Origin of the sequence: Burkholderia sp. EMB26 (assembly GCF_024730645.1) — a bacterium.
Classification (GTDB): Bacteria; Pseudomonadota; Gammaproteobacteria; order Burkholderiales; family Burkholderiaceae; genus Burkholderia; species Burkholderia cenocepacia.
Genome location: NZ_CP078071.1, coordinates 1,007,204 through 1,022,602, shown reverse-complemented (window position 1 = coordinate 1,022,602; position 15,399 = coordinate 1,007,204). Strand labels below are relative to the sequence as shown.

12 protein-coding genes are annotated in these 15,399 nt (G+C 68.3%); 7 read left to right on the top strand and 5 right to left on the bottom strand.

What is annotated here, in order from left to right; translation table 11 throughout:
* Positions 1–19 precede the first annotated feature (19 nt).
* Complete coding sequence (locus KU887_RS21425) at positions 20–898, bottom strand: MurR/RpiR family transcriptional regulator (protein WP_006484428.1); 879 nt, start codon at positions 896–898, stop codon at positions 20–22.
* A 374-nt stretch (positions 899–1,272) separates the two neighbouring features.
* On the opposite strand from KU887_RS21425, the gene ggt reads away from it, so the two are divergent.
* Both ggt and KU887_RS21415 read left to right on the top strand, forming a co-directional pair.
* Positions 1,273–3,024, top strand: a complete 1,752-nt coding sequence (gene ggt / locus KU887_RS21420; protein ID WP_124675615.1) for a gamma-glutamyltransferase — start codon at positions 1,273–1,275, stop codon at positions 3,022–3,024.
* Between the two features lie 180 nt (positions 3,025–3,204).
* Positions 3,205–4,533 carry a dicarboxylate/amino acid:cation symporter gene (locus tag KU887_RS21415; RefSeq protein WP_043205527.1) on the top strand — a complete coding sequence of 443 codons (1,329 nt, stop codon included), beginning with the start codon at positions 3,205–3,207 and terminating at the stop codon, positions 4,531–4,533.
* A gap of 3 nt (positions 4,534–4,536) precedes the next feature.
* Here the strand turns inward: KU887_RS21415 and KU887_RS21410 are convergent, their stop codons facing one another.
* Both KU887_RS21410 and KU887_RS21405 read right to left on the bottom strand, forming a co-directional pair.
* A complete protein-coding gene (locus KU887_RS21410; protein WP_069351855.1) occupies positions 4,537–4,926 on the bottom strand; it encodes a DUF3331 domain-containing protein in 390 nt (129 codons plus the stop codon).
* A 44-nt stretch (positions 4,927–4,970) separates the two neighbouring features.
* Positions 4,971–6,263, bottom strand: a complete 1,293-nt coding sequence (locus KU887_RS21405; protein WP_059720740.1) for an NAD(P)/FAD-dependent oxidoreductase — start codon at positions 6,261–6,263, stop codon at positions 4,971–4,973.
* A gap of 146 nt (positions 6,264–6,409) precedes the next feature.
* Between KU887_RS21405 and KU887_RS21400 the strand changes: the two genes are divergently transcribed.
* Positions 6,410–7,063 (top strand): TetR/AcrR family transcriptional regulator, encoded by a 654-nt coding sequence (locus tag KU887_RS21400; RefSeq protein ID WP_006496890.1) that lies wholly within the window; start codon positions 6,410–6,412, stop codon positions 7,061–7,063.
* Positions 7,064–7,085: 22 nt separating this feature from the next.
* Here the strand turns inward: KU887_RS21400 and KU887_RS21395 are convergent, their stop codons facing one another.
* Positions 7,086–7,997, bottom strand: a complete 912-nt coding sequence (locus KU887_RS21395) for a LysR family transcriptional regulator (protein WP_124675613.1) — start codon at positions 7,995–7,997, stop codon at positions 7,086–7,088.
* A gap of 108 nt (positions 7,998–8,105) precedes the next feature.
* On the opposite strand from KU887_RS21395, the gene KU887_RS21390 reads away from it, so the two are divergent.
* Positions 8,106–8,867, top strand: a complete 762-nt coding sequence (locus tag KU887_RS21390; protein WP_048987956.1) for an SDR family NAD(P)-dependent oxidoreductase — start codon at positions 8,106–8,108, stop codon at positions 8,865–8,867.
* Positions 8,868–8,891: 24 nt separating this feature from the next.
* Here KU887_RS21390 and soxR read toward each other — a convergent pair whose 3' ends face one another.
* Positions 8,892–9,371: a redox-sensitive transcriptional activator SoxR gene (soxR, locus tag KU887_RS21385; protein WP_006485131.1), complete on the bottom strand. Its 480-nt coding sequence runs from the start codon at positions 9,369–9,371 to the stop codon at positions 8,892–8,894.
* A 79-nt stretch (positions 9,372–9,450) separates the two neighbouring features.
* Here soxR and KU887_RS21380 point away from each other — a divergent pair, with 79 nt between their 5' ends.
* The 3 genes from KU887_RS21380 to KU887_RS21370 are packed head-to-tail and all read left to right on the top strand — an operon-like array spanning position 9,451 to position 15,372.
* A complete protein-coding gene (locus tag KU887_RS21380) occupies positions 9,451–10,653 on the top strand; it encodes an efflux RND transporter periplasmic adaptor subunit (protein WP_258257912.1) in 1,203 nt (400 codons plus the stop codon).
* A 13-nt stretch (positions 10,654–10,666) separates the two neighbouring features.
* Positions 10,667–13,840 (top strand): efflux RND transporter permease subunit, encoded by a 3,174-nt coding sequence (locus tag KU887_RS21375; protein WP_060211245.1) that lies wholly within the window; start codon positions 10,667–10,669, stop codon positions 13,838–13,840.
* Positions 13,837–15,372: an efflux transporter outer membrane subunit gene (locus KU887_RS21370; protein ID WP_258257908.1), complete on the top strand. Its 1,536-nt coding sequence runs from the start codon at positions 13,837–13,839 to the stop codon at positions 15,370–15,372. The genes KU887_RS21375 and KU887_RS21370 overlap by 4 nt, the downstream gene beginning before the upstream one ends.
* Positions 15,373–15,399 lie beyond the last annotated feature (27 nt).

The following is a 15,399-nucleotide window of genomic DNA, read 5'->3' as shown; positions in this document are numbered from 1 at the left end:
GGCGGAGGGCGACGCGTCGTCACTCCGGCAAATCCCGCCGGCTCACATCCCACTCGATCCCGCCCGCATTGAGCTGCTCGATCTTCTCCATCCGCTGCCGCGCGAGTTCCGGCAGCCGGTTCGTCACACCGATCACCAGCGCTTCGGCGAGCGCCAGCGCGGGCACGTTGGTCTGCAGCATCGCGAAAGGGCGGCCCTGGATGCGCAGCACGATCTCCGCGAACTCGCCGATCGGCGAGCGCCATTCGTCGGTGATCAGCAGGATTCGCGCGCCGAGTTGGTGCGCGGCCTGCGCGAAGCGGATGCTGTCCTTCTGGTAACGGCGAAAATCGAAGATCACGAGTACGTCGTTGCGCCCCATGTCGGCCAGCGCGACGGACGCGAGATTCACGTTCGGCTCGACGTACTGCACGTGCGGCCGCGCATAGGCCAGCGTGAACGAGAACAGCGACGCAAGCGGCGCCGTATAGCGCCCGCCGCCGCAGAAGACGCGCACGTCCGGATCGGCCAGCACCGCCACGGCTGCGTCGAACGCGGCCGCGTCGAGCCCGTCGATCGTCGTCGCGAGCGATTCGGACAGCCGCTGGAAAATCGCCGCGTGACTGTCGCGCATGCCCGTTTCCGAGTGGAACGCATCCATCCGCGCGAGCGGCGAATTCATCGCGGTGTCGATCTCGTCGTGCAGCGCCTGCTGGAACGACGAGTAGTTCGGAAAACCGATCCGGACGACGAAGCGGAACACGGTCGGGTCGCTGACTTCCGCCTGCTTCGCAACCTGCGCGATGGGGCCCAGCCCCAGACTGGGATAGCGATCCAGCAACGCCTGCGCGACCTTCTGTTCCGACGGCGTGAAGCTATCCATTTGGGATAACAGCAACGCCCTGATGCTCGTCCCCATCGGCACTCCGGCTCTCTATCTGAATTGAATGACCCAATGAAACGGCAGACGGGCGTCTGCCGGCAACTGCACGCATGTTAGCCGATCGCGGGGCGGCAGGCCGCGTGCGGTTTCAAATTAGAGGGACGCATCACCTGCCCAGACGATATGTTCATATATGTAATAAATCAAACATGCTTCACCCGATGCATCTCGGATGTTTCGCTTTAAATTCAGTGGTTACCCTAGGTTTTGGTACAAAAAAGCGAATGATATGATCGCGGCCTCGCTGAAATGTATTGTTTATTACATGTCGAATCGGCAGCGTCGACCAACCAGTTGCGCGGTCGACGTATCCCGGCATGGCCCGGTTTATTCGTCTGGAGGATTCCGTCATGAGGCGGCTCGTAGTACTCACCCTGTTGTCGGCGATGAGCGTGTGCGCGTCCGCCGCGTCGGACCCGGCGGTCGAAGCGAAGAACGGCATGGTCGTGTCGTCGCAGCACTTCGCGTCGCAGATCGGCGTCGACATCCTGAAGGCAGGCGGCAATGCGGTGGACGCAGCGGTGGCCGTCGGCTATGCGCAGGCCGTGACCAACTCGTGCTGCGGCAACATCGGCGGCGGCGGCTTCATGACGATCCACCTGGCCGACGGTCGCGACCGCTTCATCAATTTCCGCGAGACCGCGCCGGCCGCGGCGTCCGCGAACATGTATCTCGATGCGGCGGGCAACGTGATTCCGGACCAGAGCCTGTACGGCTACCGTGCGGTCGGCGTGCCGGGCACGGTGGCCGGCCTCGATCTCGCGCAGCGCAAATACGGGAAGCTGACGCGCCGGCAGGTGATGGCGCCGGCGATCCGGCTCGCGCGCGACGGCTTCGTGCTGACGCGCGGCGATACCGATATCCTCGACACGACGGTCGAGCGCTTCAGGAAGGATCCGGAAGCCGCGCGCATCTTCCTGCGCCCGGACGGCACGGCGCTGCAGCCGGGCGATCGCCTGGTGCAGAAGGATCTGGCGCGCACGCTCGAGCGCATCGCGGAGCAGGGGCCCGACGCGTTCTATCACGGCGAGATCCCGAAGATCGTGGAAGCGGCGGCCAAGCGCGGCGGCGGCGTGATCACGGCGGCCGATTTCGCGTCCTATCGCGCGCAGGACATGGCGCCGCTGACATGCACGTATCGCGGCTACGAGTTCGTGTCGGCGCCGCCGCCGAGCTCGGGCGGCGTGACGATGTGCGAGACGCTGAACATCCTCGAAGGATATGATCTGCGCAAGCTCGGCTACCACTCGGCCGCGGCGGTGCACTACATGACCGAGGCGATGCGCCATGCGTACGAAGATCGCAACACGCTGCTCGGCGATCCGGACTTCATCGACAACCCGATCGCGAAGCTGACGAGCAAGGAGTACGCGGCGCAGATCCGCAAGAGCATCCATGCCGATACGGCGACGCCGTCGGTCGACGTGCAGCCCGGTGTCGGCGTGCACGAGAAGCCGGAAACGACGCATTACTCGATCGTCGACCACGACGGCAATGCGGTGTCGACGACCTACACGGTCAACGGCCGCTTCGGCGCCGTGGTCATCGCGCCGGGCACGGGCTTCTTCCTGAACGACGAGATGGACGACTTCACCGTGAAGGTCGGCGCGCAGAACCTGTTCGGCCTCGTGCAGGGCACGCGCAACTCGATCGCGCCGGGCAAGCGTCCGCTGTCGTCGATGGCGCCGACCATCGTGAAGAAGGACGGCAAGGTGTTCATGGTGGTCGGTTCGCCCGGCGGCTCGCGCATCATCACGATCACGCTGCAGACCGTGCTGAACGTGATCGACTACGGGATGACGCCGCAGGACGCGGTCGCCGCGCCGCGCATCCATCACCAGTGGCTGCCCGACGCGGTCTATTACGAAACCTACGGCCTGTCGCCGGACACGCTCGCGATCCTGCGCAACATGGGCTACAAGATGGTCGAGCAGACGCCGTGGGGCGCCGCCGAGCTGATCATGGTCGGCCTGCCGGGCACCGAAGCGGCGAGCCGCCAGAGTTCCGGGAACGATTCGTCGGTGTCCGGCAACGTGCGCGTCGGCTTCATCTACGGCTACAACGACCCGCGCCGTCCGGCCGGCTCGGCGATCGGCTACTGACGCGATCGTTTCAAGTTGAATCGCTGCCGCCGGCGTTCGCGTTGCCGCGAATGCCGGTGCGGCGGCAAGCGTGTCCGTCAGCGGGCATCCGGCAGCCGCAGCGGCGCGCCCGGTGCGCACCGAGGCACGGCGCGCGCAGCTTTCTTCCGTCAACTCCATCGCCATGCGGCGAATCCCGTCATGAACAAACGAATGTCTGCAGCAGGGTGGATCCTGCTCGCGATGGCAGCCGGCATCCTGATCGGCTACCTGATCTACACGCAGCTTCCCGACAAGCAATCGGCCGCGGAAATCGCCGGCTACATCTCGCTCGTGTCCGACGTGTTCCTGCGGCTGATCAAGATGGTGATCGGTCCGCTGGTGTTCTCGACGCTCGTCGTCGGCATCGCGCACATGGGCGATGCGTCGTCGGTCGGGCGCGTGTTCGTGAAGGCGCTCGGCTGGTTCGTCACCGCGTCGCTGATCTCGTTGCTGCTGGGGCTGCTGATGGCGAACCTGCTGCGACCCGGCGAGAACCTCGGGCTGCCGCTGCCGGACATCGGCGCGTCCGCGCATCTCGCGACGTCCAAGTTCACGCTGAAGGATTTCGTCGGCCACATGGTGCCGAAGTCGATTGCCGAGGCGATGGCGAACAACGAGATCCTGCAGATCGTCGTGTTCTCGATGTTCTTCGGCGTCGCGCTCGCCGCACTCGGCGAGCGCGGCAAGATCCTGGTCGCCGCGATCGACCAGCTCGCGCACGTGATGCTGAAGATCACCGGCTACGTGATGAAGCTCGCGCCGCTCGCGGTGATGGCCGCGATGGCGTCGACCGTCGCGATCAACGGGTTGTCGATCCTGCTGAAGTTCGCGGTGTTCATGGGCGACTTCTACGCGAGCCTCGTGCTGCTGTGGGCCACGCTCGTCGCGGCCGGGCTGCTGTTCCTCGGTCGCCGCGTGTTCAAGCTGCTCGTGCTGATCAAGGAAGCGTTCATGCTGTCGTTCGCGACCGCGAGCTCGGAAGCCGCGTATCCGAAGATCCTCGACGCGCTCGACCGGTTCGGCGTGCGCCGCAAGATCTCGAGCTTCGTGATGCCGATGGGCTATTCGTTCAACCTCGACGGCTCGATGATGTACTGCACGTTCGCGACGCTGTTCATCGCGCAGGCGTACGACATCCACCTGTCGCTCGGCACGCAGGTCACGATGCTGCTGATCCTGATGCTGACGTCGAAGGGGATGGCCGGCGTGCCGCGCGCGTCGCTCGTCGTGATCGCGGCGACGCTGCACCAGTTCAACATCCCGGAAGCCGGGCTGCTGCTGATTCTCGGTGTCGACACGTTCCTCGACATGGGCCGCTCGGCCACCAATGCGGTGGGCAACTCGATCGCCAGCGCGGTGGTCGCGAAGTGGGAAGGCGAGCTGATGTCGGAGTCGGAAGCGCACGCGCATGCCGCGCATCTCGATGCCGAACTCGAACGGCAGAACGGCGACCCGGCCTATGGCGCCGGTCAGGCCACGTCGACCTGACGGTCAGGCCGCGAGCGCTTCGTCGATGCGCGCCGCGAGCACCATCGCGGCGGCGTTGCCCGGCGTCGAGCCGAGCAGTTGCGGCGCATAGACGCTGTCGCCGATCTCGATCGCGCGCCCCGACAGCGCGCACACGCCGCGCTTGCGCGTCGTGAACAGGCGCCACTTCTGGTAGCCGTAATGCCCGGTGCATGCATCGCACCACGAAATCATCACGGTGTCGGCCGTGGGCCGTTCGAGCACGCTGATGGTCGGCTTGCTCGTCGCGTCCCACGACGGCAGCCGGTCACGCGTGACGCTGCGCCGTCGCGGCCCGCTCCACGAAACGGACGGCATGTCGAAGCTGCCGATTGCGGCGACGGTCATGAGCCAGGGCGCTACACGATTGTTCATGTCTCTGTTCCTCGAAACGTTGCGCGGTGCCGCGACACGCGGCATCACGACAGGCGGATGCGCGGCTGCACCCAGCCGTTGATCCGTTCGGCGATCCACAGCAGGGTCGCCTTGGAGAAACCGTGCAGCGCCTGCTGGTGCCGCCGGTAGAGCATCAGGTGGCTGAACTGCGCGAAGCGGCCCTGGATGAAGCCGCCGCGGAAGAATCCGAACTGCCCGAGCGTGCCGAACGCGTCGTAGTCGCTGATCGACACCAGCGCGCCGAAATCGTGGAACGCGAACGGCGGAATCGGCGTGCCGTCGAGCCACGCGGGCAGATGCTTCGCGAGATGCTCGGCCTGCTGCGTCGCGACCTGCGCGGTCGGCGGCAGCGGCCGTTCGTGGCCGTCGGGCAGCAGGCTGCCGCAATCGCCGATCGCGAACACGCGCTCGTCGCCGGTCGCCTGCAGCGTGGGGCCGACGACGATCTGGTTCGCGCGGTTCGTGTCGAGCCCGCCCAGCGCCTGCATGAAATCGGGCGCCTTCACGCCGGCCGCCCATACCATCAGGTCCGCTTCGGCGAACGAACCGTCGCCGTAGTGGAAACCGTTCGCGTCGGCGGACGTGACGCGCGTCGACGTGAGTACGCGAAAACCGATCTGTTCGAGCCGCCGCTGGGCCGACGCGGAAATCCTCGGCGGAAACGCGTTGAGGATGCGAGGGCCGCTTTCGAGCAGGGTGAGTTGCAATCGCTCGCGCACCGTGTCGTCGCCATAGGCCTGCGCGACTTCCAGCAAGCGGCTCAACTCCGCCGCGAGTTCCACGCCCGTCGCCCCCGCGCCGACGATCGCGACGCGAAACGGCTCGTCGCGCGCGATGCTGCGGAACACGCGCATCCGCAACGCTTCGTTGAAGGTCTCGGCCTGCTGCTGGCTGTCGATGAAGTAGCAGTGCTCGCGCACGCCGGGCACGCCGAAATCGTTGGCTTGGCTGCCGAGCGCGAGGATCAGCACGTCGTATTCGAGTTCGCGTGCGTCGATCACGACGTCGCCGTCCTGCGAGCGGATCTCGCCGAGCTGCACGCGGCGGCGTGCGCGATCGAGCCCCTTCAGTTCGCCGGGCTGGTACGTGTAGCCGTGGTCGCGGGCATGGGCGAGGAAGATCACCTGCTGCTGCTGGACGTCGCGCGTGCCGGCCGCGATCGTGTGCAGCATCGGCTTCCAGATGTGCGTCGGACTGCGATCGACGACCGTGATCTGCGCCCGCCCGGAGCGGCCGAGACGCTCGCCCAGGCGGGTCGCGAGCTGCAGCCCGGCGATCCCGCCGCCGACGATGACGATGCGTGTAGGGGTTGTCATGGATAAATCATCACGTGATGAATAAGGTATGATCCTAGCGCTTCCCGGCTCCGCGTGTCAACGGAGCGGGGCAGGCCGCCCGCTTCCGGTACGTGAAACCGGGGACCGAGCACGGGCATTCGAATCGTTCAAGGAGCAGGAAAAACGTGGCAGAAGTCACTGAGCGCGCACCGTCGAAGCGGCGTACGCGCGGACGGCCGCTGGCGGATGCGTCCGTCGGCCCGGACGTGATATTGCGGGCCGCGCGCCGCACGTTCGCGAAGCGCGGCTACGACGCGACGAGCGTGCGCGAAGTCGCGCGCGAGCTGGGCATCGATGCGGCGTTGATCGCCCATCACTTCGGTACGAAGGAAACGTTGTGGCTGGCCGTCGTCGAGCAGATCGTCGAACTGGCCGAACCGATGTTCGACGCGCTGCGTGCGTTGCGCACGTCGCCGCTGCCGCATCGCGACCGCGTGCGGCGCGCGCTCGAGCTGTGCGTCGATCACGAATTCGCGGAGCCGGATATCGGCATGTTCTTCTCGACCGCGGCGACGGAGGAAGGCGGGCGGCTCGATCGACTGCAGGAACGGATCGTGCGCCCGTATCACGATGCGATGTTTCCGCTGCTGGCGGATGCGGTCGAGGCCGGCACGATCCGGCCGGTCGATCCGAACGTGCTGTTCTTCATGATCGCGAGCGCGATCGGCACGACGGTGTCGTACAGCCACATGATGCTGGAGTTCACGTCGTTGCCGACGCGGCCGGAGGCGTTCCGGCAGGCCGTGCTCGGCGTCGCGTTCAACCTCATCGGCGACTGAGCGCCGCGCGCGACGCGCGCGGTCACGTCGCGGCGACCAGCCCGAGTTCGCGCACCGCGTTGCGCGCGCTCTCGCGCAGCGCGTCGACGAGCGGCGACGGCGTGCGGTACGCGAGCGCCAGTTCGTATGCGAGCGGGCTGCCCGCATCCTTCAGTTCGCAGAACGTAATGCCTTGCGGCTGCATCGGCACGAACAGGCGCGGCATCAGCGCGACGCCGATGCCGCCCGCGACGAGCCCGGCCGTCGTCTGCATCTGGCGCGGCTGCTGGACCACGCGCGGCGCGAAGCCCGCCTGCGCGCACGCCGTCACGATCAGCGCATGCATGCCGGGCCCGTGGTGCGCGGCGAACATGACCCACGGTTCGTCCGCCAGCTCGGCCAGCGCGATGCGGCGGCGGCGCGCGAGCCGGTGGCCGTCGGGCAGCGCGGCGACCATCCGGTCGCGCAGCAGCGGTTCGACGTGCACGTCGCCGGCATCGGCCACCGGCAGCACGACGAGGCCGGCGTCGGTGCGGTCCTGACGCAGCGCGAGCACCTGCTCGGCGGTCGTGCCTTCCTCGAGCTGGAAATCGACGTTCGGATGCCGTTCCTGGAATGCCCGCAGGATCAGCGGCAACAGCGCGTTGACGGTGCTGTCGACGAAGCGCAGCCGCAGCGTGCCGCCGAGGCCGGCGCCCGCGCGGCGCGCCACGGCCACCGCGCGCTCGGCCTGTTCGAGCGTGCGCCGCGCATCGAGCAGGAAGGCTTCGCCGGCCGGCGTGAGCCGCGAGCCGCGGTTGTCGCGTTCGAGCAACGCGACGCCCACTTCGTCCTCGAGCTTGCGGATCGCCGCGCTGAGCGGCGGCTGGGCCATGTGCAGCCGCTCGGCCGCGCGCCGGAAACTGAGCGTTTCGGCGACCGCGATGAATTGCCGGAATTGGCGCAGATCGATCATGCGATACCTTCCATGTATCAGTAGATCATCGAATTCGTATTTTACCTATCACCCTGCGTTACCGAGAATGGGGTTGTCATCCACCATCGAGATTCGGGAGGGCAGGTCATGACGGGCAATGAACAGCAGCGAACGGCGATCGTCACGGGCGGGTCGAGCGGGATCGGCTTCGCGATCGCGCACCGGCTGGTGCAGGACGGGTATCGCGTCGCGATCGTCGGGCGCGACGGGGCGCGGCTGGCGGCGGCCGTCGCGCGTCTCGGCGGCGCGGCGATCGGGCAGGCCGGCGACCTCGGCGTGCGGCGCGAAGCGGAAGCGGCGGTCGCTGCGATCGTCGCGCGCTGGCCGCGCATCGACGTGCTGGTCAACAACGCGGGGCTGACCGGGCGCGTCGGCGCGGATACCGAAGCGGCCGAGGCCGAGTCCGTCTGGGACGCGGTGCTCGACGCGAACCTGAAAAGCCTGTTCCTGACGACGATGGCCGTGCTGCCGCACCTGGCCGAGCACGCGGCGCGCATCGTCAACATCGGCTCGATCGCGGCGCGCGCCGGCAGCCTGTTGCCGGGCGGCCTTGCGTATGCGGCCGCGAAGGCCGGCGTCGAAGGCTTCACCGTCGCGCTGGCACGCGAACTCGGGCCGCGCGGCGCGACGGTCAATACGGTCGCGCCCGGCTATATCGCGGACACGCGTTTCTTCGGCGACGGCGGGGTCGCGCCGGCCATCGCGGCGACGATCCGCGAGCAGACGCCGGTCGGCCGCGCGGGGCAGCCGGACGACATCGCGGACGCGGTCGCGTGGCTCGCCGGGCCGCGCGCGTCGTTCGTCACGGGCGCGACGATCGCGGTGAACGGCGGCTGGCGCGTCGGGTGATGCAGCGCGTGCCCGGCCGGCGCGTCATTCGCAATCGGTCGGCGGCTTGTCGCCGAGCCAGCGCCGCGCGCCGGGCCCGTTGCGGCCCGCGCGGTCTTCGGGGTTGGTCAGCTTGCAGCGTTTCAGCGACAGGCAGCCGCAGCCGATGCATTCGTCGAGGTTGATATAGAGTCGCTGCAGCTCCTCGATCCGGCTCGCGACGCGCTGCTTCCAGCCGCGCGACAGCCGCTGCCAGTCCTTGTTGCTCGGCGCGGTGTCCTCGGGCAGGCTGACGAGCTGCTCGGCGATTTCGTCGAGCGAATAGCCGATCTTCTGCGCGAACACGATGAACGCGATCAGCCGCAGCACCGCGCGCGAATAGTGGCGATGGCTCGAGCCGTTGCGGTGCGACTTGATCAACCCGCGCGTCTCGTAGAAACGCAGCGTCGACGCCGGCACGCCGCTGCGCGCGGCCACTTCGCGGATCGACATCAGCGGCCATTGCGGGGTTTCCTGGATACCCATGACGCCCTCCGGGAAAGCTTGACTTGAAGTTAACTTCAACTTTTATGCTACGCGGCAGTTTAACCCGTCGCGAGGCATCATGCTCTCCTTTTCCCTACGCAGGACGTCGCCTTTGGGCGCGGCTTGCGCCCTGTTGCTGGCGTTGTCGGGCTGTCACGACGGCAAAGGCACATCGTCGGCTCATCCCCTTCCCGAAGTCGGCGTCGCCACCGTTGCGCCACGCACCATCCGCCTCGCGGACGAATTCAACGGGCGCGTCGAAGCGGTCGACGCGGTCGAACTGCGGCCGCGCGTCAGCGGCTATCTGCAGCGTGTCGCGTACAAGGAGGGCGATGTGGTCGCGCAGGGCGCGCTGCTGTTCGAGATCGATCCGCGGCCGTACCGGATCGCGCTCGACCGCGCGAATGCGCAGCAGCAGCGCGCGCGTGCGGCCGCGAGCCTCGCGAACGTGCAGCTCAAGCGCGTGCAGACGCTGATCGATGCGCATGCGACGTCGCAGGAAGAACTCGACAACGCGCGCGCCGCCGCCGAGCAGGCGCGCGCCGATCTGCAGGCGGCCGATGCGGCCGTGGCCGACGCGAAGCTCAATCTCGGCTTCACCGAAGTGCGCGCGCCGATCGCGGGCCGTGTCGGCCGCGCGGTCGCGACCGTCGGCAACCTCGCACGCGCGGACGACACGCTGCTGACGACCGTCGTGTCGCAGGACCCCGTCTACGTGTATTTCGATTGCGACGAGCAGAGCTACCTGCGCTACAACGCGCGGCGCGCCGATCCGAAGCATCGCGCGATCGGCGCCGATCCGGTGCGCGTCGGCCTCGCGAACGAAACGGGCTTTCCGCATGCGGGCACCGTCGATTTCCTCGACAACCGGCTCGATCCGCAAACCGGCACGATCCGCGCCCGCGTGCGGCTGCCGAATGCGGACCATACGTTTACGCCGGGCCTGTATGCGCGCGTGCAGCTCGTCAGCGGCCACGACCAGGATGCATTGCTGGTCGACGACAAGGCCGTGCTGACCGACCAGGACCGCAAGTACGTCTACGTGATCGGCCCCGGCGACAAGGCGTTGCGCCGCGACGTGACGATCGGCCGCGAGCTCGACGGCGAGCGGATCGTCGAGAAGGGGCTGCAGTCGGGCGACCGCGTGGTGGTCGACGGCGTGCAGCGCATCTACTATCCGGGCGCGCAGGTGAAGCCGAAGGCGCTGCCCGCACGCGCCGCGGCGGACCCCGGCGCCGGCACGCAGGCCGTGGCCGATGCCGGCGCGCCTGCCGCGCAATGACGGGAGCGAGACGATGGATTTCTCCCGTTTCTTCATCGACCGGCCGATCTTCGCGGTCGTGCTGTCGATCGTCATCTTCGCGCTCGGCCTGATCTCGATTCCGATGCTGCCGGCCGGCGAATATCCGGAGGTCGTGCCGCCGAGCGTCGTCGTGCGTGCCACGTACCCCGGCGCGAACCCGAAGGAAATCGCCGAGTCGGTCGCCGAACCGCTGGAAGAGGCGATCAACGGCGTCGAAGGCATCATGTACATGAAGTCGGTCGCCGGGTCGGACGGCAGCCTGCAGGTCGTCGTCACGTTCCTGCAGGGCGTCGATCCCGACACGGCCGCCGTGCGCGTGCAGAACCGCGTGAGCCAGGCGCTGTCGCGCCTGCCCGACGAGGTGCGGCAGTACGGCGTGACCACGCAGAAGCAGTCGCCCACGCCGCTGATGTACGTGAGCCTTTATTCGCCGGACAACAGCCGCGATTCGCTGTACCTGCGCAACTACCTGACGCTGCACGTGAAGGACGAGCTGTCGCGGCTCACCGGCATCGGCGACGTCGGCGTGTACGGCTCCGGTGACTACGCGATGCGGCTGTGGCTCGACCCGAACCGGCTCGCGTCGCGCGGGTTGACCGCGAGCGACGTGATCGCGGCCGTGCGCGAGCAGAACGTGCAGGTGTCGGCCGGCCAGCTCGGCGCGGAGCCGTCGCCGAAGAAAAACGACTTCCTCGTGTCGATCAACGTGCGCGGCCGCCTGCGCACGGTGCAGGAATTCGGCGACATCGTGCTGCGCAACGGCGACGACGGCCAGGTGGTGAAGCTGTCCGACGTCGCGCGCATCGAGCTCGGCGCAGGCGACTACACGCTGCGCTCGTATTTCAACGACAAGCATTCCGCCGTGGTCGGCATCTTCCTGTCGCCGGGCGCGAATGCGCTGGACGTCGCGAAGGCCGTGTACGCGAAGCTCGACGAGCTGTCGAAGCGCTTCCCGCCCGGCGTCGCGTACCGCCCCGTGTGGGACCCGACGGTGTTCGTGCGCGAATCGATCCGCGCGGTGCAGCACACGCTGGTCGAGGCCGTGGTGCTGGTCGTGCTCGTCGTGATCCTGTTCCTGCAGACCTGGCGCGCGTCGATCATTCCGCTCGTCGCGGTGCCGGTGTCGGTGGTCGGCACGTTCGCGTGGCTCTACCTGCTCGGCTATTCGATCAATACGCTGACGCTGTTCGGGCTCGTGCTCGCGATCGGCATCGTCGTCGACGATGCGATCGTGGTCGTCGAGAACGTCGAGCGCAACATCGCGCAGGGGTTGAGCCCGCGCGATGCCGCGCACCAGGCGATGCGCGAGGTGTCGGGGCCGATCGTCGCGATCGCGCTCGTGCTGTGCGCGGTGTTCGTGCCGATGGCATTCATGTCGGGCGTCACCGGCCAGTTCTACAAGCAGTTCGCGGTGACGATCGCGATCTCGACGGTGATCTCCGCGATCAACTCGCTGACGCTGTCGCCCGCGCTCGCGGCGAAGCTGCTGCGTCCGCACGGCGCGCCGAAGGATGCGTTGACGCGCGGGCTCGATCGCGCATTCGGCTGGCTGTTTCATCCGTTCAACCGCTTCTTCGAGCGCAGTTCCAACCGCTACCACGGCGTCGTCGGGCGCACGCTGAAGCGGCGCGGCGTGGTGTTCGCCGTCTATGCGGCGCTGCTCGCGGCCACCGCGCTGCTGTTCAACGCGGTGCCGGGCGGCTTCATCCCGGTGCAGGACAAGCTGTACCTGTTCGCGGGCGCGAAGCTGCCGGAAGGCGCATCGCTCGCGCGCACCAGCGCGGTGACCGAGCAGATGACGAAGATCGCGCTCGGCACCGACGGCGTCGAGATGGTGCCGGCGTTCGCGGGGCTGAACGCGCTGCAGGGCGTGAACACGCCGAACATCACGAACTCGTACGTGATCCTGAAGCCGTTCGACCAGCGTCACCGCAGCGCCGCGCAGATCAATGCGGACCTGAACGCGCGCTTCGCGGCGATCGACGGCGGCATCACCTATGCGCTGATGCCGCCGCCGATCCAGGGCCTCGGCAACGGCTCCGGCTACTCGCTGTACCTGGAGGATCGCGGCGGGCTCGGCTACGGCGAATTGCAGAAGGCGCTCGGCGCGTTCCAGGCCGCGGTCGCGAAGACGCCGGGGATGAGCTATCCCGTCAGCTCGTACCAGGCGAACATCCCGCAGCTCGAGGTGAAGGTCGACCGGCTGAAGGCGAAGGCGCAGGGCGTCGCGCTGACCGATCTGTTCAATACGTTGCAGGTGTATCTCGGCTCGATGTACGTGAACGACTTCAACGTGTTCGGCCGCGTGTATCGCGTGATGGCGCAGGCGGACGCCGGCCACCGGCAGACGGCCGCCGACATCGCGAACCTGCGCACACGCAACGCGAAGGGCGAGATGGTGCCGATCGGCTCGATGGTGACGGTCGGGCCCGCGTACGGCCCCGACCCGGTGGTCCGCTACAACGGCTATCCGGCCGCCGACCTGATCGGCGACGCCGATCCGAAGATGATGTCGTCGTCGCAGGCGATCGCGAAGCTGCAGCAGATCGCGAAGGAGGTGCTGCCGCCGGGCATCACGCTCGAATGGACCGACCTCAGCTATCAGCAGGTCACGCAGAGCAACGCGGCGATCGTCGTGTTCCCGCTCGCGGTGATGCTGGTGTTCCTGGTGCTTGCGTCGCTGTACGAGAGCTGGACGCTGCCGCTCGCGGTGATCCTGATCGTGCCCGTGTGCATGTGCGCGGCGCTGTTCGGCGTGTGGCTGTCCGGCGGCGACAACAACGTGTTCGTGCAGGTCGGCCTGGTCGTGCTGATGGGGCTTGCGTGCAAGAACGCGATCCTGATCGTCGAATTCGCGCGCGAACTCGAGATCCAGGGCAAGGGCGTGGTCGAAGCCGCGCTCGAGGCGTGCAAGCTGCGGCTGCGTCCGATCGTGATGACGTCGGTCGCGTTCATCGCGGGCTCGGTGCCGCTGCTGATCGGCAGCGGCGCGGGCAGCGAGGTGCGGGCGGCCACCGGCATCACCGTGTTCGCCGGGATGCTGGGCGTCACGCTGTTCGGGCTGTTCCTGACGCCCGTGTTCTATGTGGCGATCCGCAAGCTCGCGGGCGGCACGCCGGCCGTCTGGAGCGAACAGCACGGCACCCTCGAAGGAGAAAACCGATGAGCGCCGCTTTCCGTCTTTCCGCGCTCGCGATGTCGGTGACGCTCGCCGCATGCGCGGTGGGCCCCGATTTCAAACGGCCCGACACCGCCACCGCCGCGCGGTTCGCGCGCGACGCCCACCCGGCGACGCAGCACGATGCGGCGCCGGCCGAGACGCCGCCCGAGACGCCGCCCGAGACGCCGCCCGACGCGTCGGCTGCCGCCGATGCCACGTTCTGGCGCGGGTTCGGCGATCCGACGCTGACGCAGTTGATCGATGCCGCGCTCGCCGCGAACCAGGACCTGCAGGTCGCCGTATCGCGCTACGACGCATCGAATGCGCTGCTGTCGCAGGCCACGTTCGACCGCTATCCGACGATTACCGCGAGCGGCCAGATCGGCCATCGGTTGATGAGCAAGGACCAGGCGTTCGGTGCGCCGCGCAGCCAGCGCGATGCGCCGACGTCGAGCATCGGCATCAATGCCGCGTGGGAACTCGACCTGTTCGGCCGGGTGCGCCGCTCGATCGAGTCGCAGCGCGCGGAAACGGCGGCCAGCGCGGCCGACGTGCGCGCGGTGCGCGTCGCGATCGCGGGCGAGGTCGCGAGCACGTACGTCGATCTGCGCGGCTCGCAGGAGCGCTTGCGGATCGCCCGCGAGAATGCCGACAACCAGAAGCAGACGCTCGCGCTGATCAATGCGCGCGTCGGCGCGGGACGCGGCTCCGAACTGGATGCGGCGCGCGCGCGTGCGCAGTACGAATCGACGACCTCGCGGATCGCCGTGTACGAAGCCGCGATCGGCGTCGACGAGCATCGGCTCGCGGTGCTGACCGGGCAGACGCCGGACGCGCTGATCGGCCGGTTCGACCTGCCGGGGACGGCCGCGTCGACCGGCACGCCGGTGCTGCTGCCGGCGCTCGCGGCCGACATCGATCCCGGCACGCCGGGCGACCTGCTGCGCCGCCGGCCCGATGTCGCGGCCGCCGAGGCGCGGCTGCATGCGGCGACCGCGCGCGTCGGCGTCGCGACCGCCGACCTGTTCCCGCGCTTCACGCTGTCGGGGCTGCTCGGCAGCGCGACGAGCAGCTACGGGTTCTTTCGCGCGGGCAGCGACACGAACCTGATCGCGCTCGGCATCGACTGGTCGTTTCTCGACGTCGGCCGCGTGCGCGCACGGATCGCCGCGAGCGACGCGGAAGCGGCCGGCCAGCTTGCGCAGTACCGGCAGACCGTGCTCGGCGCGCTGGAGGAAACCGAGAACGCGCTGCTGCGTGTCGCCCGCACGCGCGACGAGACCGCGCACCTCGTGCGCGCGGCCGACGACAGCGCGCGCGCCGCGCAGCTCGCGCAGGCCCGGTTCTCGGCCGGCGCGATCGACTACTACGAAGTGCTGGACGCGCAGCGGACGCTGCTGCAGGCGCAGGACGCCGCGGCCGACGGGCGGATGCGCAGCGCGGCATCGACGGTCGCGCTGTACAAGGCGCTCGCGGGCGGCTGGCCGTCGGGCACGGGGCAGGGCGCGCCCGGTCCGCTCGCGCGGTCGGGGCAGTAGCGCCGGCGGCGCGGCAGGCCGATGCGA